This window comes from Gordonia rubripertincta (genome assembly GCF_038024875.1).
Classification (GTDB): Bacteria; Actinomycetota; Actinomycetes; order Mycobacteriales; family Mycobacteriaceae; genus Gordonia; species Gordonia rubripertincta.
This window is the reverse complement of record NZ_CP136136.1, coordinates 571,822-595,723: the sequence shown is the minus strand read 5'-3', so window position 1 is coordinate 595,723 and position 23,902 is coordinate 571,822. Positions and strand designations below refer to the sequence as shown.

The 23,902-nt window shown below is 67.4% G+C and carries 16 protein-coding genes and 4 pseudogenes; 6 read left to right on the top strand and 14 right to left on the bottom strand.

Annotated features, from left to right (window positions below):
• Positions 1 to 13 precede the first annotated feature (13 nt).
• Positions 14 to 1,243 (bottom strand): metallophosphoesterase, encoded by a 1,230-nt coding sequence (locus RVF83_RS02555; RefSeq protein ID WP_239581739.1) that lies wholly within the window; start codon positions 1,241 to 1,243, stop codon positions 14 to 16.
• 63 nt (positions 1,244 to 1,306) lie between these two features.
• Here RVF83_RS02555 and RVF83_RS02550 point away from each other — a divergent pair.
• A pseudogene (locus RVF83_RS02550) lies at positions 1,307 to 2,149 on the top strand (sulfurtransferase).
• Positions 2,150 to 2,295: 146 nt separating this feature from the next.
• Here the strand turns inward: RVF83_RS02550 and RVF83_RS02545 are convergent.
• Complete coding sequence (locus tag RVF83_RS02545) at positions 2,296 to 2,613, bottom strand: hypothetical protein (protein WP_005198115.1); 318 nt, start codon at positions 2,611 to 2,613, stop codon at positions 2,296 to 2,298.
• A gap of 334 nt (positions 2,614 to 2,947) precedes the next feature.
• A complete protein-coding gene (locus tag RVF83_RS02540; RefSeq protein ID WP_005198116.1) occupies positions 2,948 to 4,075 on the bottom strand; it encodes an HNH endonuclease in 1,128 nt (375 codons plus the stop codon).
• A gap of 263 nt (positions 4,076 to 4,338) precedes the next feature.
• On the opposite strand from RVF83_RS02540, the pseudogene RVF83_RS02535 reads away from it, so the two are divergent.
• A pseudogene (locus RVF83_RS02535) lies at positions 4,339 to 5,410 on the top strand (ADP-ribosylglycohydrolase family protein).
• On the opposite strand, the gene RVF83_RS02530 reads toward RVF83_RS02535, so the two are convergent.
• Positions 5,395 to 6,102 carry a type 1 glutamine amidotransferase gene (locus tag RVF83_RS02530; RefSeq protein WP_005198118.1) on the bottom strand — a complete coding sequence of 236 codons (708 nt, stop codon included), beginning with the start codon at positions 6,100 to 6,102 and terminating at the stop codon, positions 5,395 to 5,397. The pseudogene RVF83_RS02535 and the gene RVF83_RS02530 overlap by 16 nt on opposite strands.
• 285 nt (positions 6,103 to 6,387) lie before the next feature.
• Between RVF83_RS02530 and RVF83_RS02525 the strand changes: the two genes are divergently transcribed.
• Both RVF83_RS02525 and RVF83_RS02520 read left to right on the top strand, forming a co-directional pair.
• Complete coding sequence (locus RVF83_RS02525; protein WP_005198119.1) at positions 6,388 to 7,734, top strand: hypothetical protein; 1,347 nt, start codon at positions 6,388 to 6,390, stop codon at positions 7,732 to 7,734.
• A gap of 29 nt (positions 7,735 to 7,763) precedes the next feature.
• A complete protein-coding gene (locus RVF83_RS02520; protein WP_039880338.1) occupies positions 7,764 to 8,558 on the top strand; it encodes a hypothetical protein in 795 nt (264 codons plus the stop codon).
• On the opposite strand, the gene RVF83_RS02515 is transcribed toward RVF83_RS02520, so the two are convergent.
• The 10 genes and pseudogenes from RVF83_RS02515 to RVF83_RS02470 form a co-directional block, all read right to left on the bottom strand.
• Complete coding sequence (locus RVF83_RS02515) at positions 8,555 to 9,286, bottom strand: hypothetical protein (protein ID WP_039880340.1); 732 nt, start codon at positions 9,284 to 9,286, stop codon at positions 8,555 to 8,557. The two genes, RVF83_RS02520 and RVF83_RS02515, sit on opposite strands and share 4 nt — an antisense overlap.
• 75 nt (positions 9,287 to 9,361) lie before the next feature.
• Positions 9,362 to 11,602 carry an NADP-dependent isocitrate dehydrogenase gene (locus RVF83_RS02510; RefSeq protein ID WP_005198124.1) on the bottom strand — a complete coding sequence of 747 codons (2,241 nt, stop codon included), beginning with the start codon at positions 11,600 to 11,602 and terminating at the stop codon, positions 9,362 to 9,364.
• Positions 11,603 to 11,822: 220 nt separating this feature from the next.
• A pseudogene (locus RVF83_RS02505) lies at positions 11,823 to 13,489 on the bottom strand (SulP family inorganic anion transporter).
• A complete protein-coding gene (locus RVF83_RS02500) occupies positions 13,486 to 13,851 on the bottom strand; it encodes an ArsR/SmtB family transcription factor (RefSeq protein WP_005198129.1) in 366 nt (121 codons plus the stop codon). The pseudogene RVF83_RS02505 and the gene RVF83_RS02500 overlap by 4 nt, the downstream one beginning before the upstream one ends.
• Positions 13,852 to 14,002: 151 nt before the next feature.
• Positions 14,003 to 16,228 (bottom strand): catalase/peroxidase HPI, encoded by a 2,226-nt coding sequence (gene katG / locus RVF83_RS02495; protein ID WP_005198130.1) that lies wholly within the window; start codon positions 16,226 to 16,228, stop codon positions 14,003 to 14,005.
• A gap of 49 nt (positions 16,229 to 16,277) precedes the next feature.
• Positions 16,278 to 16,710, bottom strand: a pseudogene (locus RVF83_RS02490) (Fur family transcriptional regulator).
• A 136-nt stretch (positions 16,711 to 16,846) separates the two neighbouring features.
• Entirely contained in the window at positions 16,847 to 17,644 is a 798-nt protein-coding gene (locus RVF83_RS02485) for an MBL fold metallo-hydrolase (protein ID WP_341262026.1), read from the bottom strand.
• A 270-nt stretch (positions 17,645 to 17,914) separates the two neighbouring features.
• The gene (locus RVF83_RS02480) at positions 17,915 to 18,379 is read right to left on the bottom strand and encodes a cupin domain-containing protein (RefSeq protein ID WP_005198133.1); all 465 of its coding nucleotides are present in this window, start codon (positions 18,377 to 18,379) and stop codon (positions 17,915 to 17,917) included.
• A 209-nt stretch (positions 18,380 to 18,588) separates the two neighbouring features.
• Complete coding sequence (locus tag RVF83_RS02475) at positions 18,589 to 19,605, bottom strand: hypothetical protein (protein WP_005198134.1); 1,017 nt, start codon at positions 19,603 to 19,605, stop codon at positions 18,589 to 18,591.
• Between the two features lie 259 nt (positions 19,606 to 19,864).
• A complete protein-coding gene (locus RVF83_RS02470) occupies positions 19,865 to 20,710 on the bottom strand; it encodes a 3-hydroxybutyryl-CoA dehydrogenase (RefSeq protein ID WP_005198135.1) in 846 nt (281 codons plus the stop codon).
• A gap of 202 nt (positions 20,711 to 20,912) precedes the next feature.
• Between RVF83_RS02470 and RVF83_RS02465 the strand changes: the two genes are divergently transcribed.
• Positions 20,913 to 22,094: an alpha/beta hydrolase gene (locus tag RVF83_RS02465; protein WP_005198136.1), complete on the top strand. Its 1,182-nt coding sequence runs from the start codon at positions 20,913 to 20,915 to the stop codon at positions 22,092 to 22,094.
• Between the two features lie 175 nt (positions 22,095 to 22,269).
• Complete coding sequence (locus RVF83_RS02460; protein ID WP_341261993.1) at positions 22,270 to 23,874, top strand: condensation domain-containing protein; 1,605 nt, start codon at positions 22,270 to 22,272, stop codon at positions 23,872 to 23,874.
• Positions 23,875 to 23,902: the final 28 nt, after the last annotated feature.

Here is a 23,902-nt window from a genome sequence, read left to right as displayed (position 1 = left end):
CCTACGTGGAACGTCACGGTTCTGTACGTACCGTGAACATCGTGATCTCTGGCGGCGCGAGAACCCTCACGGGCGGACCCCACGCACCGGCGCCGCGCGTCGTGTACAGGACGGTGTTTCCGATGCGGTCCAGTCCGGTGACCGAGGGCTGTTGCAGCGGAACGAGATAGCGGATCGGCCACATCTGACCGCCGTGCGTGTGTCCGGAGAACTGCAGGTCGACGCCGAGTTCGGAGGCCTCGACGGCCTGCTTGGGCTGATGTGCGAGGAGCAGCACGAAGTCATCGGGTGACGAACCCTTCAGCGCGGCGGTGAGATCGGGCTCGTACGGTTCGGGTGCGGTGGCGTCGTGCACGCCGGCGAGCTGGATGGTCGCGCCGTCGACCGTCAACGGGACCCGCGAGTTCCGCAGTGTGCGCACTCCGTAGAACTCCCAGGTGTCGAGCCAGCGTCCGCCGTCGTCGGAGTAGTACTCGTGATTGCCGCTGACGCCGAACACCCCGAGCGGTGCGCGGAGATCGGCGAGCGGCTCCAGAGTGTCGCGGACGTACGGGATCTTGCCGTCGGTGAGGTCGCCGACGAGGAGCACCAGATCCGGGTTCCGCGCATTGACCTCGTCGACGACGCGGCGGGTGAACCCGGCGTCGCGCGCAGGCCCGACGTGAAGGTCGGAGACCACGGCTATCCGCAGTCCGTCGAATTGCGCGGGCAGGTTGTCGAAAGTCGTGCTGACCTCGGTCACCTGCGGCCGGGAGGCCTCGAACACGCCGTAGCCGGTGACCCCCAGCGCGGCGACGACCACGGTGGCCGTGGCGATCCGGAGACGACGCAGTCTGCGCGGGGCCGCTTCGGCCGTCTCGCCGATCCCGGTGCCGCGGCGTCGGATCCGGCGAATGATGTTCGCCCCGGACGAGATCAGTCCGATGATCGCCAGTCCGAGGAACAGGTAGAAGACCACGCCGATCCAGATGAGGCCCACCGACCCGATCGGCCGCGCCCACGACGGGTCCAGCGATCGGCCACTGGCGAAGCCGATGACCGCCAGTGCCCACATCACGGTGAGCGCGACGTCGGCGACGCCCGACCACGGCCGGGGGAGTGCGGTGGCGCGGACGATCCGGCGGTGCAGCCAGAAGGTGATCAGACCGAAGAAGACCGCCGGAACCAGCACGGCCAGGAACAGCGCCACGAAAACGGCCCCCTGAGAATCGCGGAGTTCGTCCGCAGGCGCGGACCGCCTCATTCTTGCATCGTGGCCGTCAGGGGCCCGCCGGGGTGCGGGCCGTGCGTCGATAGGCTGGCCGTCATGAGCGATGTACTGATCACCCCGCTCGACCTGGCCGAGATGCTGCTCGGGACGCCGCCGGTGGTCCTCGACGTGCGCTGGCAGCTCGGCGACTTCGACGGTCGCGAGGCCTACCGGGAGGGCCACATCCCCGGCGCGGTGTACGCCGACCTCGACTCCGAGCTCGCGGCTCCCCCTCCGGAGCGGAGGGCGGCCGACACCCCATCCCGGCGATCGAGGACCTTCAGGCCGCCGCCCGGAGCTGGGGGATCAACGACGGTGTGCCGGTCGTGGTCTACGACGACTCGGGCAACCTGGCGGCGGCCCGTGCCTGGTGGCTGTTGCGTTGGGCGGGCATCGCCGACGTACGCCTGCTCGACGGCGGCCTCGCCGCCTGGCGAGCCGAGGGCCTGCGCACGACGACCGGTGACGGTGGGCGTCCGCGCGCCGGAACGGTCACGCTGACCGGCGGCAACCTCCCGATCGCCACGATCGACGACGTCGCTGCCGGCGCCGCGACCCTGCTCGACGCCCGCGCCGGTGAGCGGTACCGCGGGGACGTCGAACCGGTCGATCCCCGCGCCGGACACATCCCGGGAGCTCGCAGCGCCCCGACCGTGGACAACATCGACGAGGCCGGACGGTTCCGGTCGGAGGCGGAACTGCGCCGTCGCTTCACCGATCTGGGGTGTCATTCCCGGCGAGGTGGGCGATGTGGTGGTCTATTGCGGTTCGGGGATCAACGCAGCCCATGAGATTGCTGCGCTCGCCGTCGCCGGGATCGACGCGACCCTGTTCCCCGGCTCGTTCTCCCAGTGGTCGTCGGACCCCGACCGGCCGGTGGCTCTGGGCGACCAGCCCTGACCCGGGACCAACCGTGACCCGGTACCGAGCAGAATCCTGACATCCACTCAGGGCCACTGTTCCCAGTCGGCAACGGGGTCGCAGTAGAGAACCTGCGTCTGTTTGCAACGACGCCGCGCCGGGCAGCGGATGTGGGTCGGGCTGGCTCATCGTCGGGACTTCGGTGGATCCCCGGCTGGTTTCAGCGCCCAGGACGGAACCCAGTGCGTCACCTTCTCCTGCCGGTCCTTGGCGGTGATCGTGTAGGTGACCTTGCCGTACCAGGCACCCCATTCGTCGCGCCCCCATTCGGTCAGAACGCCGAGGTGGACGGACCGTATCTGAAGGCCTTCGGGGTGGTATTCGCCGGTGAAGTGGGGTGCGTTCGGGTAGAGCGCGCCCAGGTCGATGAGCACCGCCTTGTGGCCGACCCGCACGAACGCCGGCCGATGTGGTTGGCCGTTGTCCCCGCCAATCCACTTCATGCCCACTTCGGAAGTATCGCACGTATGTTCGATTCATGGCAGTGGAGGTGGCCGGTCGTCTCGTCGGCGGGCTGGCTCGATATGCCCCTCCGCTGGCGGTGGGAACGCCCCTCGGCCGGCGCCTCGGGCCTTCTCGGCCAGCAGGGGAGGCGCCGCCCCGCAGTCGGGGGGAGCCGGTCGCGCCCACCTGGTCCGTTCCCGCTCAAGCTGCGAAGGTGAGCGGGAACGGAACTGGTGCGCGGGAATCGTTTTCACACTATGGACTTGTCAAGGAACGGATGCGGTCCCGGCTGATCACCGGGTGCGAAAGGTGCTGCGCGAAAGTCTCTGCGTCTCAGGCGGCGTCGTCGAGTCGCATGGTGCGGCGGTTATAGGCGGGTAGTGGGCGGCGTCGGGGGTCGATGTCGGCGGGCGGGATGAGCCAGGGGTGCCGGTCGTATCCCATGACGACGTCCCACCCGTGGTGGTGGACACGGGTGTGGCAGCGCTGGCAGAGCAGGCAGCCGTTGTCGAGGTCGGTCTCACCGTCGTCGGTCCAGTGCTCGATGTGGTGGACCTGGGTATGTGAGTGTGGCGCTCCGCAACTGATGCAGCATTGGTCGCGGATGATGATCGCCTTGCGTAGATGTGGCGGGAAGAGTCGTCGTTCGCGGCCCATCTGTAGTGGCACGGTTTCGCCGTCGATGAGGACCTCGATCAGAGTTCCATCGCAGGACAACCGTTTCGCCGTTGCGTGTGTGACCGATCCGGTCCAAGGTAGGAAGCCGGGATCACCGCCGTCGGCGGGGATGGTCAGCAACGTTTGGGTTCGCGGGGCCCCGATGGTGTCCATCGCCGCACCCGTTGCGGCCTGGTCGAGCAGCACTTCGAGTGCGTCGACGCGGTTGTCGTCGGTGGTGTGGTGCGAGAGGGTGTCCAGGGATCTGTCGTCACACGCGGGGATGCCGCCGTTCTCGTCGGCGATGGTGTTGCCGATGGCCCCGGCGTGTTTCTGTATCTCGGTGGGGGTGGCACCCGATAGTGCCTGGGTGAGGAGTTCGGTCTCGTAGACCGTCCGGTCGCCGTCGGAAAGCTCTGTGGGTGAACGCTTCTCGATGGTCATCATGCCGCGAACAATGGCATCGACAACTTCACCCGATAGGCGTCCGTCGGTGGCGCAGGCCTCGACCTTGCTCAGCGTGCCGAGGTTCTCGGCGATACGTGCAGCGCGTGTCGCGACCGCAGGTGGGAAGCCCATCTCGATCAACAGTCTCTTGGTGGTGGAACCATGTCGTTCCGCGACCTTGAGGTCATCGAGATTCGCTGTGTGCGAGCCGAGTTGATGGTCCGCCGCGTTGCGGATCAGTCGAATCATCTCGAGTTGGGCGAAAGTCTTTGCCCCGGTAGGGTCGTCGGCGGGTGGGGTGATTTCGACGAGTCGGTCGAGGATTGCGTCGAGTGGAATTGTGTCGGTGGTGAGCATGACGGCTTCCGTCCCTCTCATGGAGGTGCATTGCGGTTGGGTGGGACCGTCGTTGACTACTGCTCCGTCATCAATTTCAGCTGTCTTCAGTTCTACCTCGGGGGTCTGACAAGAACTGCGGACCCGCTTCGCCGCCCAGGCTGATCGATGAAGGATCACACACAGCACGGCGAGACGAAGGCCTCAATCGAACCTCCGGCCTGCGAACCTCGCCAACCCGTGTGAATATGGTCTGAACACTCTGGAAGGTGCGGGTGACGCCGATGAAGGAACGTTTTGTTGGTTGCATCGTGGGGGGTGCGGTCGGCGACGCACTCGGGGGATCGGTCGAGTTCATGTCGCGATCGGCGATCATCGAGCGATTCGGCCGGTCGGGCATCACCTCGTACGCGCCGGCATACGGCGGAACGGGCACCATCACCGACGACACCCCAGATGACCCTCTTCACGGCAGAAGGGCTGCTGCGCGCGTGGCTACGGGACTGCGACGGCGGGATCTCGTGTTTTGCGGCGTCGACGGCCCGCGCCTACCTGCGTTGGTTCATCACACAGGGGGAGCACCCCCGGCACGGCGTGCTGCCGATGGGCGAGCGCATCAGCTGGCTGACCGAGCAGCGGGAACTCCACAGCCAGCGCGCCCCCGGCACGACCTGCCTGAGTGCTCTGCGTTCCATGACGCGCCCGGGTGCGCCGGCGTCCAACAACAGCAAGGGGTGCGGTGGGGTCATGCGTGCGGCGCCGGTCGGGTTGTTCGCCGCCCGCGCCGAATGGTCGGCGTTGGGCACTTTCGACCTCGGAACCGAGATCGCCGCGTTGACCCACGGCCACCCGTCGGGGTCGCTGACCGGCGGAGTCCTTGCGGTGATGGTCCGCGAACTCGTCGAAGGTGCGACGCTCGACGAGGCGCTCGGCGCGTCGAAGGCCATCCTGCGGACCAAGCCGGAACACGAGGAGACCCTGGCCGCCATCGAACTCGCGGAACAGTTCGCCGGCGACGACGTCGCGCCGGAGGAAGCGATTTCCCGCCTCGGTGAGGGGTGGGTGGCCGAGGAAGCTCTCGCGATCTCGATCTACTGCGCGCTCGTCGCGAGCGACTTCGAAGCGGGCGTCGTGCTCGCGGTCAACCATGATGGTGACTCGGACTCGACCGGAGCGATCACCGGCAACCTGCTCGGCGCGCGCGATGGTGCCGGTGTCATCCCGCAGCGATGGCTCGAGCAGCTCGAACTCCGTGACGTCATCACCGAGGTGGCCACCGACCTGTACGAGTTCGCCGACTGGGATCTCGACGCCCCGGTGGCGGAGAGGTATGTGGGTCTTCAGCCGACGGGCTGACCGATCCCGGCGTGTTGGAGGAATCGTTCGACGAGTCGGTCGCATCGGGCCGCGGCGTCTGCTGAGGCCGTCTCGATGTCGGCGGCGAGGGCGCGGGTGTCTACCGTCCCGTCGTCGCTGCCCGACCGGGCGCTCGTGAATCCCTTGCGCCATCCGGAGAAGCAGTCCGGTGTGATCTCCGGGTGGAACTGCACGCCCAGATGTGGACCGGAGACGTAGGCCTGCACCCCCGCGTCGTTGACCGCGATCACCTCGGCGACATCCGACACGGTGATGGTGTCGTGGTGGAACTCCATCCACGGGCCCGCATCGACCAGATCGGGACGGGTGGTGCTGACGGTGACGAAGCCGTGCTCGGGACGCGTGCTCGGCGCCACCGAACCGCCGAGAGCCCGCGCGAGGATCTGGGCGCCGAAGCAGATACCGAAGATCGGGACCTGTCGGCCGATTGTGTCGGAGAGGTACCGCAGTTCGGGTTCGACCCACGGCAGTGCAGCGTCGAAGGCCGAATCCGGGGAGCCGGTCACGCACACCAGGTCGAATCCGGTTGACGGGGGCGGGGGCCCGTCTTCGACGTCGTGGATGACGACGTCGAATCCGCGGTCGACGAAGGCGGGCAGCAACGAACCGAGCACCGTTTCGCGCCACTCCGGCCGCACACCGTGAACCAGTGCGAGAACCCTGCCGCCCACTCGAACTCCTTCCGAACATCTGTGACCGGTCAGGTTAGTCGTTCGCGCGGCCGGGAAGATGGTCGGGGCGGCCGCGGATCGGCGGTGACGATCGGCGTGGTTCGGCCGGCGGTCGGGATCCGGGCAGGTCAGAGTGTCGCTGTTCGACGACCGAGGTGCGCAATACGGGCGCCACGATCAGGTTGCCGATCGGTTACAGCGGTCGGATTGAGTACTCCTGCACGGTGATGCCGACGGTGGCGGCCGGCGCCCCTCACGGCCACCGGTGGCAAGGAGGCAGGACACATGACAACGAAGGTCGCGGCGGGCCGAGGCGACGCCGGAACCCGTTTGCTCGCAGGAGCATCGGGTGTGGGCTTCATCCTCGCGATCTGTGGTTCGAATGCGATGACGCCGCTGCTCCCCGGTTACATGGACCGCCACGGTTTCGGGTCGGCCGCGGCAGCGGTCCTGTTCGCCACCTACTTCGTCGCACTCATCGTGATCCTGCTGATCTCGGCCCGCGGTCCGCTGATCCGGCACACGCGCAAGGTCCTGCCCATCGCGTTCATCACGGCGATCGTCGGCGACCTCGTGGAGATCGTGGGCGCCTGGTACCCGTTGGTGCTCTTCCCCGGCCGATTGATGACGGGCGCGTCGGTGGCGCTGAGCACCGGTGCGGCGGCCGCGATGATGGTCGCCGCCCGTGGTGAGAAGGGCCGTGCGTTCATGGCGACCGGCTCGCTCATCGGTGCCGGTACCGGTCTCATCGCGGCGATCCTCATCGCCGTGTATCTGCCCTGGCAGTTGGTGACGGTCTACGCCATCCGCGCGGTCGCGATGACGATCTGTCTCGGGTTCCTGTTCGCCGGATTGCGGGCGGCACCGGATCTCCTTGCGCCGGAACATGACCCGGTTCCGGCTATCGTCGAGCCAGAGGTCGCGGACGTACCGTCGGCACGCACCGGTGATCTCGACGTGGTGGTCGAGGAGTCCCGATCCCACGACCCCGGTGCGTACCTCGTCGGGGCGCTCGCCTGGGCGATCGGTGCCCTCGCCGTCGGTGCGATGCCGAACGCGATCCTCACGACGGGCATCAGCGACTCGTTGCTCGTCGCCCAATGTGTCGGCGGCGCATGCCTGATCGTTTCGATGCTGGCCAACTTCGCCGGCGTGGGCCTGCGCGTCATCACTACTCTGCCTGCGGTGACGCTGCTGCTGGCAATCGGCTGGTCGATCGCCGTCGCGGGGCTCGCGGTCGGCCGGCTCGAGATCATCCTGCTGGGCACCGTCATCGGCGGCATCGGTCAGGCCGGCGGATATCGGGTCGCGTTGGCTTACATCACCATTGAACTCACGCCCATCCAGCAGGGCCGCGTGGCGGCGACGTTCTCGGCCTTCGCCTACAGCGGGGCGGGGGTGATGGTGCTGCTCGACGGTATCGCCGGAGAGCTCGCCGGGACCATCGGCGGGGCCGTGGCGATCGGTGTGGTCTACTCGGTCACCTCGGTGGTCGCGATCGCGTTGGTCCTGCGTCGTAAACGAAGGACGCCGTGGCCGCCCGTGACCCGACCGGCGGATCGCGAAACAGCGGACACTGCATCGCCGTCGGTCGCCGATGACTCCGCAGGTCAACGGAGTTTCGGTCGGTAGGTGCCGGGAATGTGCCTACGGTGGAGGCCATGGCACCCCTGGCACGCGTCTCCGGTCCGATCACCTGGCTCGCAGTGATTCTCGCAATGGCGCAGGTGGTGGCACCGGTTGTGCCGTTCTCCGGAATCGGGGCCTCACCCAACGAGTCGACGACCGATCTGCTCATCACACCGGCAGGATGGACGTTCTCCATCTGGAGTCTGATCTACCTGCTGTCCGTCGTCTTCGCCCTCGCGGTCGTGTGGAGAGGTGCGACGGGGACCGCAGATCCGCGTCGCCTGCTGATCGATCTCGAGATCGCCTTCGCCGGCGCGGCCATCTGGATTCTGGTGTCCGCGGCGGAATGGACATGGGTCACCCCGATCGTGCTGACCGTCATGACGGTGGTGCTACTCGATGCCGCACGCATCGCGGTACGCCCCGCCGACGACGCGGCACCAGGCTGGTTGCGCGTGCTCACCCGCATCCTGGTTGGCATCTACGCCGCGTGGGCCACCGCGGCGGTGTTCCAGAACTGGGCGGCTGCGATCGGCGCCGACCTCGCCGACCCGCAGTCCCTCGGCTGGCAGCTCACCATCCTCATCTTGTGTGCAGTCTTCGGACTCGCGGTCACCGCCGCGGTCGGGTCCGTCCTGGTCGCCTACCCGCTCACGCTGATCTGGGCGTTCCTCGGCATCCTGGCCACCGCCCAGGGTGAGACGACAGCCATCGTGGGCGTTGCCATCGCCACGATCGTCGCGCTGGTGGTCACCACGGGTGTCGTGTTCGTGTCGCGGCGTCGAGGTGCTGGTGCCATCTCGACTCCGAAGCCGGTCCGGCGCTAGTCTTCGCGGGTCCGCCGACTGCCCGCGTGCCAGTCCTCCTGCTCGGGCGTCTCGTCGGCGGTCACGCCGAAGGCGCGCAGTTGCGGCTTCTCCCGCAGGCTCCGCTTGAGTTCAGCGAATCCCGGGAAGCTCGCCAGCCCGATCACGTGGTCCCACAACGTGACTGCGTCCTCGTCGCTCGGCAGGCGGCTGATGACCGGCCCGAAGAAGGCGACGCCCTCCGGTGGCCGGAAGTGGATGATCGGCGTGCCGACATCGCGTCCGGTCAGGGCGAGTGCCTCGTCGGTCTCGGCCCGGATCTCCGCGTCGAAACCGGTGTCCTCGAGCGCGTCGATGTGATGGGTGGGCAACCCGAGCCCCTCCAGTACCGGGGTGAGGAAGCCGACGGTGCCGCGGTGGTCGGTGTTGTCGACGGTGTACGTGCCCGTGTGTTCCTCGAAGAACAGCGTGCCGAGGGCCGTGTAGAACGGATCGATTGCGGTGCGGCCATGCTCGCGACGGATACTCGCGGCGACGCGGAGCAGCCGGAGACCGGCGGTGTGCCCGGCCTCGTACTCGGGTGGAAAGTGCGCGGCGTAGTCGATGTGTGCGTTCAGCAGACGCAGCGAGATGAACCGCCAGTCGACGCTGTAGTCACGTTGCGCCTGAACCTTGCGAACCCATTTGCTCGTCATCCACGCGAACGGGCACACGGGATCGAAATAGAAGTTGATGTCGGCATCGACCATGGTGTCGACGGTAGTGCCGAAAAACGCCCCGGGTGAACAGATCACCCGGGGCGTTCTCGATCTGTGCGGCGAGGACTAGAGGTCGAGCGAAGCGAGAGCCTCGTTGAAGGTCTTGCTCGGACGCATGACGGCAGCGGTCTTGTCCCAGTCCGGGTAGTAGTAGCCGCCGATGTCGACCTGCTGACCCTGCACGGAGTTCAGCTCCTCGACGATCTGCTCCTCGTTCGCGGCGAGGGTCTCGGCCAGCGGCGCGAACTGCTTGGCCAGCTCGGTGTCCTCGGTCTGGCCGGCCAGCTCCTGGGCCCAGTACAGAGCGAGGTAGAACTGGCTGCCGCGGTTGTCGAGCTCACCGGTCTTGCGCGACGGGCCCTTGTCGTTCTCGAGCAGCTTGCCGGTCGCGGCGTCGAGCGCCTTGGCCAGGATCACCGCACGCTGGTCGTCGAACTTCTTGCCCACGTCCTCGAGGCTGACCGCGAGGGCGAGGAACTCACCCAGCGAATCCCAGCGGAGGTGGTTCTCCTCGATGAGCTGCTTGACGTGCTTCGGTGCCGAGCCGCCCGCACCGGTCTCGTACAGACCGCCGCCGGCCATCAGCGGCACGATCGACAGCATCTTCGCGCTGGTGCCGAGCTCCAGGATCGGGAAGAGGTCGGTGAGGTAGTCGCGGAGGATGTTGCCGGTGGCCGAGATGGTGTCCAGGCCGCGGACGACGCGCTCGAGGGTGTACCGCATGGCGCGGACCTGCGACATGATCTGGATGTCCAGGCCCTCGGTGTCGTGCTCGGGAAGGTACTTGTGCACCTTCTTGATCAGCTCGTTCTCGTGCGGGCGGTACGGGTCGAGCCAGAACAGGACCGGCATGCCCGAGTCGCGGCAACGGTTGACGGCCAGCTTGATCCAGTCCTGGATCGGGGCGTCCTTCACGATGCAGAGACGCCAGATGTCACCCTCTTCGACGGTCTGGGTCAGCAGGACCTCACCGGTCTCGATGTCGGTGATGTTGGCGGTGCCGCCGACCGGGACCTCGAAGGTCTTGTCGTGCGAGCCGTACTCCTCGGCCTTCTGCGCCATCAGGCCGACGTTGGGGACGGTGCCCATCGTGGTGGGGTCGAACTGTCCGTTGGTCTTACAGAAGTTGATCATCTCCTGGTAGATGCGGGAGAAGGTCGACTCCGGGTTGACCGCCTTGGTGTCCTTGAGGCGGCCGTCGGCGCCGTACATCTTGCCGCCGGCGCGGATCATCGCGGGCATCGACGCGTCGACGATGACGTCGCTGGGGGAGTGGAAGTTGGAGATGCCGCGGGCCGAGTCGACCATGGCCAGCTCGGGACGGTGCTCGTGGCACTTGTGCAAGTCGTCGATGATCTCCTCGCGCTGGGCGCTCGGGAGCGACTCGATCTTGCTGTAGAGATCCGACAGGCCGTTGTTGACGTTGACGCCGAGCTCGTCGAACAGTTCGCCGTGCTTCTCGAAGGCGTCGCGGTAGAAGACCTTGACCGCGTGGCCGAAGACGATGGGGTGCGAGACGCGCATCATCGTCGCCTTGACGTGGAGCGAGAACATGACGCCGGTCTTGTAGGCGTCCTCGATCTGCTCTTCGTAGAACTTGATGAGCGCCTTCTTGCTCATGAACATGCTGTCGATGACGTCGCCGTCGGTGATGTCGACCTCGGGCTTGAGGACCAGGGTCTCGCTGCCGTCGTCGGGGATGAGTTCCATCTTGACCTTGCGGTCGCCCTCGACGGTCATCGATTTCTCACCGTGGTAGAAATCGCCCTCGCGCATGTGCGCGACGTGGGTACGCGAGGCCATCGACCACTCGCCCATGCTGTGCGGGTGCTTGCGCGCGTACTCCTTCACGGCCTTCGGCGCGCGGCGATCGGAGTTGCCCTCACGCAGAACCGGGTTGACCGCGCTGCCCAGGCACTTGGTGTACCGGTCGCGGATCGCCTGCTCTTCCTCGTTCTTCGGGTTGCCGGGGAATTCGGGAAGGTCGTAGCCCTTCTCCCGGAGTTCCTTGATCGCGGCGAGGAGCTGCGGCACCGAGGCACTGATGTTGGGGAGCTTGATGATGTTGGTGTCGGGATCCTGGGTGAGCTTGCCCAGTTCGCCGAGGTTGTCGGTGACTTTCTGATCTTCGGGGAGGAGATCGGAGAACTCGGCGAGGATGCGCGCTGCGACCGAGATGTCGCTGGTCTCGACTTCGATGCCGGCCGCTCCGGCGAACGTGCGCACCACCGGTAAAAACGCGTGGGTGGCGAGCATGGGGGCTTCGTCGGTCAACGTGTAGATGATGGTCGGCTTCTGGGTGCTCATGCCTGATGTTCTCGATTCTGTCTGTATTAACCGGTGTCGCCGGCGACCTTGTGAGTCAGGCTTCACCGATACCACGCTTGCGGTGTGCTCGTGTGACAACTACTCCCCGATTCTGCCCCCTGTGATCAGCCTCGCGTTCAGGGGCCTCGGGTCTTGTGGTTTGATGCCGCCGGAGACGGGTCGTCCCGGTGCTCTTGAAACCGGCGTCGATGCAGGTAGTTCACATCCTCTCGCGTTCGACGTGACTTCGCGCGTGGGCGATGGCCTCGTCGAGGGTGTCGACGAGATGGTTGTCGTGGCGTAGGGAGTCGACGACGCCGACACCTTCGAGCAGCGCGAGGTGCTCGGGTTGCACCCCCTTGATGATCACGGTGACGCCGCGCTTCTCGAGATCGGCCACGATCTCGGCGAGCGAGCGGGCGCCGGTGGCGTCGAGCATGCCGAGGTGCGACATCCGGATGATGACGACTGACACCGACTCGTTGCGGTCGGCGCCCGCGGAGATGGTGGTCGAGATCTTCTCGGCAGCGCCGAAGAACATCGCGCCGTCGAGCCGGAGCAGGGCGATGCGCTCGTCGCCGGGTTGCGCGGGCCCCGGCAGCGGCTCGCGGGTCACGCTCGCCCGCTGGGCGACCTGGCGCAGCGCGAAGAACGCCGCTACGACGATGCCGATCTCGACGGCCTCGATGAGGTCGAGCGTCACGGTGATGATCGCGGTGACGACGAAGATCAGGGCGTCCGAGTGGGTCGACCGCAGGATCGCGCGGACGGTCCCGACGGACACCATGCGGAACGCCGTCACCATGAGCACGCCGGCGAGCGCGGCGAGCGGGATCTCCGACACCGGGCCGGTGGCCAGGTAGACGACGCCCAGGAGCAACAGGGAGTGCACGATCGCGGCGACCCGGGTGCGGGCGCCGGACCGGACGTTGACCGCCGTGCGGGCGATCGCGCCCGTCGCGGGCATGCCGCCGAAGAGACCCGACGCGATCGACGCCAGGCCCTGCCCGGACAGCTCGCGGTCGGGTTCGTACGGGCCGGTGGGCGACATGGTCGCCGCGACCCGAGCCGAGAGCAACGACTCGATGGCCGCGAGCGCGGCGATCGCCACCGCCGCGCTGAACATCGCCCGCAGTGCCTCGGAGTCGACGTGCGGGATGGAGGGCGCGGGCAGCGACGACGGCAGTTGCCCGATCGTCGCCACGTCGAAGCCATCGGTGAAGTAGACGATCAGGGTGACCGCGATGACCGCGGTGAGAGATTCGGGAATGGAAGCATGGACACGCGGCAGCACCACCATGATCACCGCGACCATCGCGACGACGGTCAGCGTGGACCAGGCCTTCGACCAGTCGGCGTGGACGACGACGTCGATCGCGGCGTTCAGGGTCCGCATGCCCGCCGGGGCTGCCGTGTTGAACGCGGCCGGCACCTGTTGCAGGAAGATGATCGCCGCGATGCCGAGGGTGAAGCCCTCGATGACCGGCCACGGGATGAATGTCACGGCGCGTCCGAGTCCGAGTACGCCCGCGATCAGCACCAGCAGGCCCGCGAGGACGGTGACCATGGCGATGCTGCTCAGGCCGTGTTCGGCGACGATCGGCGCCAGGATCACCGCCATCGCGCCGGTGGGCCCGGACACCTGGACGTGCGAGCCGCCGAAGACCGCGGCGACGAGACCCGCGACGACCGCGGTGATCAGGCCCGCGGCGGCGCCGACGCCGGAGCTGATGCCGAAGGCGAGCGCCAGGGGGAGGGCGACGATGCCACGGTCACGCCGGCGAGGATGTCGGTCTTCCAGCTCCGGGGGAGGTCGGCGTAATCGCTGCGTCGGGGGGCGAAGCCCTTGATCCGGGAGAGCGTGCCGGTGACGGCGTTGGTACTCACCGGCGGGTCACCGGTGGAAGTGACGAGATGGCGTCGAGGTGCTCGCGCTGAGCGTCGAGGGTGTCGATCAGGAACGTGCGCGCGATGACCAGGAGATCGGAGATCTTCGGGTGGGCGAGTTCGTAGAAGACGGCGTTGCCGACGCGGTTGGCGGTGACCACCCGGTGCCGCTTGAGGACGCCCAGATGCTGCGACAGCAGCGTCGGCTCGAGGTCGGTGGCGGCGAGGAGTTCACTGACCGGCGTCGGATCACCGTTGGCGCTGAGCACCTCGAGGACCCGGATGCGAGCGGGGTGCGCGAGGGCCTTGAACAAGTTGGCCTTGATCTCGTACAGCGGCTTGTCGGGGCCGGGATCGGTCACGGGTCACTCCAACGGCGGTCGGTAGGCAGGCAGTGCCAGTTGATGACTTGACGGATTGAGCAATTCATCAATCCACACTATAGCTCGTCCCTGAACACGGAAGCACCCCGCGGCCCTGGTCCGCGGGGTGCCCCCGATCGATCAGGCTGGATCAGCCCAGATCGAAACGATCGTTCTCGGCAACCTTCACCCACGCCTTGACGAAGTCGTTGACGAACTTCTCGGCGTTGTCGTCCTGAGCGTAGACCTCCGACAGCGCGCGCAGTTGCGAGTGCGAACCGAAGGACAGGTCGGCGGCGGTCGCCGTCCACTTGGTCGCGCCCGACGAGCGGTCGACGACCTCGTAGACGTTCTCGTCGGTGCCCGACTTCCACTCGTAGTCCATGCTGACGACGTTGCGGAAGAAGTCGTTGGACAGCACGCCCGGGCGATCGGTGAACACGCCGTGCTTGGAGCCGCCGTAGTTCACGTCGAGGGCACGGAGTCCGCCGATCAGCACGGTGAGCTCCGGAGCGGTGAGGCCGAGCATGTAGGCGCGCTCGAGCAGCAGCTGCTCCAGCGGGGCCTTCTCACCGCCACGGCTGTAGTTGCGGAAGCCGTCGGCCGCCGGCTCGAGCACCTCGAACGAGTCCACGTCGGTCTCCTCCTGCGAGGCGTCCGTGCGACCCGGGGTGAACGGTACGGTGACCGGGAAACCGGCGGCCTCGGCCGCCTTCTCCACGGCGGCGGCGCCACCGAGGATGATCAGGTCGGCCACCGACACCTTCTTGCCGCCGGACGCCGAGTCGTTGAAGTCCTTCTGGATCTGCTCGTAGACCGGCAGGGCCTTGGCGAGTTCGCTCGGCTCGTTGACCTCCCAGTTCTTGATCGGTTCGAGGCGGATGCGTGCACCGTTCGCGCCGCCGCGCTTGTCGGTGCTGCGGAAGCTCGCCGCCGACGCCCACGCGGTCTTGAGCAGCTGGGTCGGCGAGAGTGCCTCGAGCAGCTTGCCCTTCAGCGACGCGATGTCGGAGTCGTCGACGAGCTCGTGGTCGACGGCCGGCACCGGGTCCTGCCAGATCTGCGGCTCGGCAACCCACGGTCCGAGGTAGCGGGTGACCGGCCCCAGGTCGCGGTGGAGCAGCTTGTACCAGGCCTTGGCGAAGGCCACCTCGAGTTCCTCGGGATGGTCGAGCCAGCGGCGGGTGATGTCGGCGTAGATCGGCGACTCGCGCAGGGCCACGTCGGTGACCAGCATCGTGGGTGCACGTCCCGGTCCGCCGAACGGATCGGGGATCGTGCCGGCTCCCGCACCGTCCTTGGCGACGTACTGCCATGCGCCTGCGGGACTCTTCTGCAGCTCCCACTCGTAGCCGTAGAGGATCTCGAGGAAGCTGTTGTCCCACTGGGTCGGCGTGTTGGTCCAGACGACCTCCAGACCCGAGGTGATGGTGTCCTCCGCCTTGCCGCTGCCGTAGCTGGACTTCCAGCCCAGGCCCTGCTGCTCGATCGGTGCGGCCTCGGGCTCGGGACCCACGAGATCGGCGTCGCCGGCACCGTGGGTCTTGCCGAAGCTGTGGCCGCCGACGATGAGGGCTGCGGTCTCCTCGTCGTTCATCGCCATCCGGGCGAAGGTCTCCTGGATGTCGTAGGCGGCCGCGATCGGGTCCGGCTTGCCCTCGGGCCCTTCGGGATTGACGTAGATCAGGCCCATGGTGGTGGCGCCGAACGGCTTTGCCAGCTCGCGTTCACCGGAGTAGCGCTTGTCGGTGCCGAGCCACTGGTCCTCGGGGCCCCAGAAGACCTCTTCCGGCTCCCAGATGTCCTCGCGACCGAAACCGAAGCCAAAGGTCTTGAAGCCCATGGATTCCAGCGCGACGTTGCCGGCGAAGACCAGCAGGTCCGCCCACGAGAGCTTGTTGCCGTACTTCTGCTTGATCGGCCACAGCAGGCGTCGGGCCTTGTCGAGGTTGGCGTTGTCCGGCCAGCTGTTGAGCGGGGCGAAGCGCTGCGCACCCTGACCGCCGCCACCGCGGCCGTCGAAGATGCGGTAGGTGCCGGCGGCGTGCCAGCTCATGCGGATGAACAGGCCGCCGTAGTGGCCGTAGTCGGCGGGCCACCAGTCCTGCGACTGGGTCATCAGCGAGACGAGGTCGGCCTTGAGTGCCTCGACGTCGAGCTTCGCGAATTCCTTCTTGTAGTCGAAGTCCTCGCCCAGCGGGTTGGACAGCGGGGAATGCGCATGCAGGACCGACAGATCGATCTGCTCGGGCCACCAGTCCTTGTTGGTCAGCGGCGCATGCGCTTTGGGCTCCGGCGACGGGATCGCCGGGTTCTCGCTCTCGCTGTTGCTCCGGGTGTCTTCTGCGGAATTCGGTGGGCGGCTGTCGGAGGTCACGACATTCCTTTCGATGGTGGAACCGATTGGGCTGCGATCACGGGCGTGATCAAATCGGGGTTGAACTGACGCAATCCGGGCAGAGTCCCCAGTAGATGACCTCGGCTTCGTCGAGGACGAAACCGTGATCGTGGGAGGCGGTGAGGCACGGTGCCTCGCCGACCGCGCAGTCGACGTCCTCGACGGTTCCGCAAGAGCGACAGACGACGTGGTGATGGTTGTCGCCGGTGCGGAATTCGTAGAGCGACACCGAACCCGACGGTTGGATCCGCCGGATGAGACCGGTCTCGGTGAGTGCCCGGAGGACGTCGTAGACGGCCTGGCGGGACACGTTGGGCAGCGTCTGGCGAACGATGCCGTAGATGGTCTCGGTGTCGGTGTGGGGATGTTCGTCGACGGCATGCATGACCGTCACCCGTGGTTGGGGTGACTCGAAGGTCCGCGGCCCGGAGTTGCTGGGCATAGTCCGATGTCGATGCCACGCGACCACCTTAGGCACATCACCTACGAGATGACGTCGTTTTTCTGGATCTGATCAAAACTCCGTGGGAACAGCTGGTTGACACCGATCAGCGCAGGGAGAGCGTGACGCGGTCGGGGCGCAGGTAGTCCTCCGGGTCACGGAGATAGCGGACCTCGGGACGCGCGTCGATGGTCTTCAGGGCGTCGAAGAAGGCTCGTTCGCGGTTGACGGCGGGAGTCGCGATCACCGGGAACCAGTCGTCGTGATGGTTGGGCACAAAGACTTTCGGGCGCAGCGCGTCGATGTAGCGCATCGGATCGCCCAGTCCGTTGGTGATCTCGTTGAACCCCTGAATGGACCCGACGTGCAGGTCGACGGGCCCGAGATCGCGCAGGCCGGCGAGGATCGCCCGACCACCGGGATCCTGGCTCACCGGCCCGACCGAGTCGTTCCAGACGATCCGGCGGCCGCCGACGGAGAAGGCATAGAGGACCGCACCGCCCTCCGGATCGTTCAGATGCCCGGCGAGACGGCCGAGTTCGTCCGCATGCGGCGGATCGGTGATCAGACGGTCGCTCGGTGGGATGGGCAGCAGCGGGGGATGCTGCCCCGTGGGCGTCTTGAGGGTCGAGTGGATGTTGCTCATCGCGGTGACCGTGATCCCGGGGATGCCACGGTAGATCTGGGGTGCTGCCGGGACGCGCACCGGCCGCGACCACCGCGTCGCAGGAGACGCCGGACCCGCGGAAGAACGCGCAGTGACCGGCCGACCCGACGAGCCGCGCACCGGAGGCCTTCGCGATGTCGGGGGCATCGGCGGCGTGGTCGAAGTGCCCGTGCCCGATCAGGATGTGCGACGGCTTGATCGCGGCGATCTGCGCGCGGGTCGTCGGGACCTGGTTGCGATAGGCGTTGGGCACCCACGCGTCGGTGAGGAACACCTTGCCCGCCATGGCGACAGCGAAACTCGAGACGCCGAACCAGGAGAAGATGACGCGGTCGTCCCGGACCGCGCCGGTGGTCTGGTCGACATTGTGGGCGCCGAACACGGCGGATCGGGCGGAGGCCAGTGCGGGGTCGGCGTGGGCGGTGCCGACGCCCGGCAACGAGGTGGCGACGACGGCCAGGAGCAGTGACAGGACCAGAACGACGCGACGGTGCATGAGTGGGGAGTCTACGGCTGCGGCAACGGGAGTCGTCCGGGATCGTGATCCCCACAGCGCCTATGACTTGGCGCAGGCCGGCGCCTCGGCGTCCTCCGACAACGGCTTGCCGGGCGGCATCACGTAGAGGACGTCGAGGATCACCGGAACGGTGCCGAGGTTGGTGCCCTCGTGGGTGTTGACCTTCCCGCCGGGCTCCTCGATGATCTGGCCCGCCCGGTAGACGACCGGCTTGCAGTCCGCTCCCGGGTGGGTGAGAGTGCCCTGCCGGACGAAGCCGTAGATCTGGGCGTCGTGGTAGTGCCAGCCGGTGGTGCCGCCGGGGGCGATGGTGATCTCGCGGACCTCGACGTGAGCGCCTTGGGGGATGAACGGCAGCAGTCCGGCAGGGATGTCGGTGTGGGCGAGGGTGACCGCTGAGATCCCCGACGAGGGAGTCGCATTCGCGAGGGCCGGCCCGAGGAGGGCGGGCGTGAGGAGCGTGGCCGCGGCGAGGGCGGTGATTGTTGCGGTGCGGAAGGTCATCGCGCGAGATTACGACGCGACTGGGCGCGTGAGCTGCGATTTCGACGAATCGGTCGCGATTCTTCGCTCACTTCGTCCGTTCGCGCTCACGCGATATCGATGAGCGCGAACGGATCCCGTGATCGCGACGTCAGACGCGCGCGGTGCGGACACACGACGACGGCCGCCATCCGAAAAGGATGACGGCCGTCGTGTTGTCTTGTGCCAGATCAGCTGTCGATGCCGACCAGTTCCTTGGCGAGCTCGGCGAAACGGATCTCGATGGCCGAGACCACCCGCTGGCGGTTCTTGTGGGTCTCCTCGTAGGCGAGGGTCACCCGCAGATCGGCCGGCGTGGTGAGGTCCTTGACCGCGGCCACGGCATCGCCGACGTTGAGGTCGGTGTAACCCTCGATCGGCAGGTCCTCGGCCTCGACGGTCCCGGTGATCTCGCGGAGCTGGTGGAGTGCGTCCGCGGCACCCTTGGCGCCGTTGTCGCGGGCACTCTCCTCGACAGCCTCGAGGGCTGCGTCGCGGCCGGCGGCGACGGTCTTCGAGACAGCGGTGCCCGCGTTCTCGATGGCGTCACCGGCGCGTGAGGCGGCATCCGCGGCGTCGTCGACGGCGCTCGCGAAGCGGCTGCGTACCAGCGCGACCGGATCGGGGATCTGTCGGGCGAAGTCGGCGGTCCGGTCGATGGCCCACGAGGCGCCGTTGGCCGGTGCGGTGAGCGCACGCGCGGCGAGTCCGCTGACCCACTGGGTCGGGCCACGACGCAGTGCGGTCGGCCCGCCCAATGCTTCTTCGGCGAGAACGGTGGTCAGCCAGTCGGCCGTCGCGGTGTGGGCGACGATCAGCTTCTCGGCGAGATCGACGAGTGCCTTGTCCTCCTGACCGGTGGCGAGGGCCTTGAGGTACGTCGAACGTGCGAGGAGTCGCTGCTCGAGGGCGAGATCGTCGAGGAGTGCCTCGTCCAGCGGCTGGGCCTGCTCGACGACGGTCTTCGCCAGGGCGCCGACCCGGCCGATCACGGGGCGGATCACGTCGACGAGTCCCCCGCGTTCGCGGAGGGCTTCCTCGATCGCGACGGCGCGCAGCCGGGCGTTCTCGGCGTTCTCGGCGAGCTCCTTGCGGATCGCGTCGGTCCGGGCCTGGGCCTGACGCGTCTCGGCGATCTGGATCTCGGTGTGGGTCATCGCGAGGATTGCACGAAGTTGCTGGTGGACGGTGGTGGTCGAAACAGTCATTCGGTCTCGCTCCCTTCTCATCCGCGACGGGATGTGTACGTCCAGAGTGTTGCCACGACGACCGGGTACGTAACCTCCCTCTCGACACCCGCCGCAGTGTTGATACAAAAACTGTTGTGCCACAAACACATACATGGACAGTGAGGTGGGTCACAGCCGGGTTTGGTGGACGGGGTGAAAAGGGCGAAGACGACAAAACGCCCCCGGTCGACGCATGGTGCGTCGTCGGGGGCGTTCTGCCGGGATCGTCCCGGCTCGATCAGTAGGAGTAGAAGCCGCGTCCGGACTTGCGGCCCAGGTGACCGGCGTCGACCATGCGGCGCAGCAGTGCCGGCGGCGCGAAGTGCGGCTCGGCGAACTCGTCGTACAGCGACTCGGCGGCGGCAAGGGTGATGTCGAGGCCGATGGTGTCGACGAGGGTCAGCGGTCCCATCGGGTAGCCGCAACCGCCCTTCATCGCGGTGTCGATGTCCTCGGCCGAGGCGTAGCCGGAGTCGTACATCCGGATGGCCTGACAGAGGTACGGGATGAGCAGGGCGTTGACGATGAAGCCCGAACGGTCGCCGGCGTTGACCGGGTTCTTGCCCAGAACGTCCTTCACATAGGTGCTGACCGCTTCGGCGGTCTCCGGCGAGGTGACCAGGGTCGAGATGATCTCCACCAGCGGCATCACCGGGACCGGGTTGAAGAAGTGGACACCCACGACGCGCTCGGGACGCTTGGTCGCGGTGGCGACCTTGATGATCGGGATCGACGAGGTGTTGGTGGCCAAGATGGTGTTCTCGCCGACGGCCTCGTCGAGGCGCGCGAAGATGTCGCGCTTGAGCTGCTCGTTCTCGGGAGCGGCCTCGATGACCAGGTCGCGGTCGGCGAGGTCGGCGTAGTCGAGGCTGACGCGCAGACGGCCGAGCGCGGCGTCGGCGTCCTCCTGGCTGAGCTTGTTCTTGCTGACGGCGCGGGCCAGCGACTTTTCGACGCGCGCACGCGCGGCGTCGGCGAACTCCTGCTTGACCTCGATGATGACCACATCGCTGCCGGACTTCGCGCACACCTCCGCGATGCCGGCTCCCATGGTGCCGCCGCCGATGACGCCGATGTTCTGCACAGTAAAACCTCCGAGTCGAGTTACACGACAAACGGTAGTACGTCGGTTGGGTCCGGCGGAGTCGAGGTCACCCGCGCTCTCGGCCTGACTCGCCCCGCGGACCTGGACGATCGACCAAGCGGTTCCCGTGCGCAATCCCACGTGTTTACGATGGCGGAGCGCGGGGCTGTCGCCCCGGTGCACGCCGAGGTGGGAGTTCCGTATGAAGCGCAAGTCGGGGAATGACGTCACCAGGCCTTCGTGGCTCGTCGCTTTCGCTCCTCCCACCTCAGGCAGCTGGGGGCCGGGCGCTGTCGCACCCCGCACCCCAGGCGGCAGGGCGTCGGTGGGCATCACGATCTTCTCGGTGTTCGCCGTGGTCGTCGGCCTGCTGGGTATCGGAGCCGGTACCGCGGAGGCCCGCACGCTCGACGGCGTCCGGTACGCACAGGCGAGTCCCGGAGCGCCCTACCGGCAGACTTGGACGTCGCCACGGAATTTCGTCGCCTCGGTGTGGTCTCCGTCGATGCAGACGCAGGTCCCGCTGCTGATACAGACCCCGGCGAACGGCAACCAGGCCGCACCGGTGATGTACATGCTGAACGGGTCGTCGGGCGGCGAGGAGAACGACGACTGGACCCACGCCACCGACGCGAACGCCTTCTACGCCAACAAGAACGTCTGGACCGTGACCCCGATCGGCGGCGCGGCGACCTACTACGCCAACTGGCGGCGCGTGGACCCGGCGGCGAACTTCCGGTACCAGGTGAAGACGTCGCGACCGCTGCGCTGGGAGACGTTCCTGACCTCCGAACTGCCTGCGACGTTCGAGGGGAGGCACGGCGGATACAGCTTCGGGCGGTCGCGTGGCATCGCCGGGATCTCGATGTCCGGCAACTCGGTGATCCGCCTCGCGGAGAATCATCCCGGTCTGTACCGGGCGGTGGGTGCCTACTCGGGCTGTGCCGAGACCGCGACGCCCACCGGGCAGCTCTTGCTGAGGAATGTCGCTTTCGTTCCTTACGGAGCCGACGCGACGAACATGTACGGGCTGCCGGGCGACCCCGAATGGGCTGCGCAGGACCCCGTTGTCAACGCATACAAGCTGGCTCGTCGCACGCCGGCACTGTGGATCTCTGCGGCCACCGGCCTGCCGGGCGGGCACGACAACCCGGCCGACCGCTCGGTCCGCGGGGACGTCGGAAAGCTTGCTGCGCAGGTGACGGCCGGCGGCTTCAGCGAGGCCGCCGCCCGGAGCTGCACGGTCACCCTGGCTCAGCGGCTTGCGGCCCTTCGTATCCCGGCTGTCGTACGGTTCCCGGCGGTCGGGACCCACTCGTGGGGTTACTGGCAGGACCAGATGCACCAGTCCTGGCCCATGTTCGCCAGGGCGCTGGGGGCGTGAACTGCCTGCAGATGCGACGACAGGGCAGGCCGCGTACCTCGTACTTCAGCCGCCTTTCAACTTTCCGGGACTACGTTCGAGATGTGGACCCGGCTGAGCAGCACCGCCGACGATCGCCCGTCGAGGACCCGTCCCGGGGCGAACGGCGATGACGGCGACGCGACGTGCGTTGTGGATGTCCCAGGTCCTTCAACCGGACGTCTCTCACGTCATCGCATTCGGGCTCACCCTGCGTGGGCCGCTCGACGTCCCGCGTCTGGTCGAGACGACTCGTGCGGTACTCGAACACGTCGGGTGGGATGACGTACACATCCCGGCGGGATTCTCCCCGGCCGAGCCGACTACGCCGGATGGCGGTGTCGCCGAACCACTCCGGCGTGCGAACTCCTCACTCGAGTCGATGGTGAGTGTCGATCTCTCCCGGTCCGCTGATCCGGAAGCCGAAAGCGAGAGCCGCGCACAGCAGTTCATCGACGACGCCGACGGCGCAGACCTCACGATGCCGTTGTTCCGCAGTGAGCTGCACCGGCTGGCCGAGGATCGGCACCGATGGGTGATACGTGTCCACCACGTGCTGACCGACGGTGCCGGGGTCTTGCGGGTCATGGGTCATGTCGCCGATGTGTACGGCGGCTCGGCCTCGGCGGCCGATCTTCCGGTGTCAGACCCCGTTCAACTGGCGGCCGACGAGGACCGGTACGCCGTGTCGCGCCGTCGGGAATCCGATGCGCAACATTGGAAATCCGTTCTCGCCGGACATGAACCGTCGTTGCTGTCTGCAGTGCCCGCGCGGATGACGTCGGAGATCACCCGCGTGACAAGACGATTGACGAGTCCACGATCCGCCCGGTCGGAGGAGCTCATCGCGGCGCTGGCCGGTTTGTGCGCGCGGCTTCTCGACACTGCCGACGTGGGGCTCGCGCTCCCGGTCGCGGCGCGTACGTCGGCGGTGCGTCGAATCGCGGTGCAGCCGCTGTCGAATGTGGTGCCGCTCGCCCTGGGCGGGATCGGTGACCTCACGGCCGCGGAGTCGGTCGAAGCAGTGTCGTCGGCAGTGATCGACGTGTTGCGGCACCAGCTCTACTCGCGTGAGGACATGCTTCGCGACAGCCCGCGATCCGCCGCTGTCGGGGTGGTGGTCAACCTGTTGCCCTCGTTCTCCCCGCCGGTCGTCGACGGGCTCCACTGGTCCCTGGAGGTGATGCGGACCGGCCCGGTCGGTGACGTGGCGGTGACGATGCACCCTGCCGATCAGCTCGGGCACCGGGCGGTCACCTGGGAAGCGCCGACGGTGAGCTTCGACGCTGCGGCACTGGACACTCTTGCCGCGCGATACGACAACTTCCTGACGGCCCTGGTTCGCGAGATCGACGACGGAGTTGCGATCCCCGACGACGCGGTCTTCCTGGAGGGGGAGTGGGAACGTTTCCGGCGCCGTAACGGACCGCCGGCACCGCCGTTCAGCCCGACGGCCGCGTTGTTCGCCGACTACTGTGCAGCCGATCCGTCGGCGCCCGCGCTCGTCGACGGCGACATCGAGTGGTCACGCTCCGAGCTCGCGGAACGGGTTGGTCGCGGTGCTCGGCGGCTCGCGGCGGCGGGCGTGCGGGCAGGGGACCCGGTCGTCGTCGCCGTGGAGAGGTCGGCAGCCTCGGTGGTCGCCTTCTGGTCGGTACTGATGGCCGGCGGCGCCTGGGGTGCCGCTGGGAGATCCGACGGCCCCGGAGGCGCGAACGCAGGCGCTCCTCGCCCGCAGCGGAGCACGGGTCGGGGTGTGTGACCCGGGGGTGGTCGTCGACGGCCGTGTC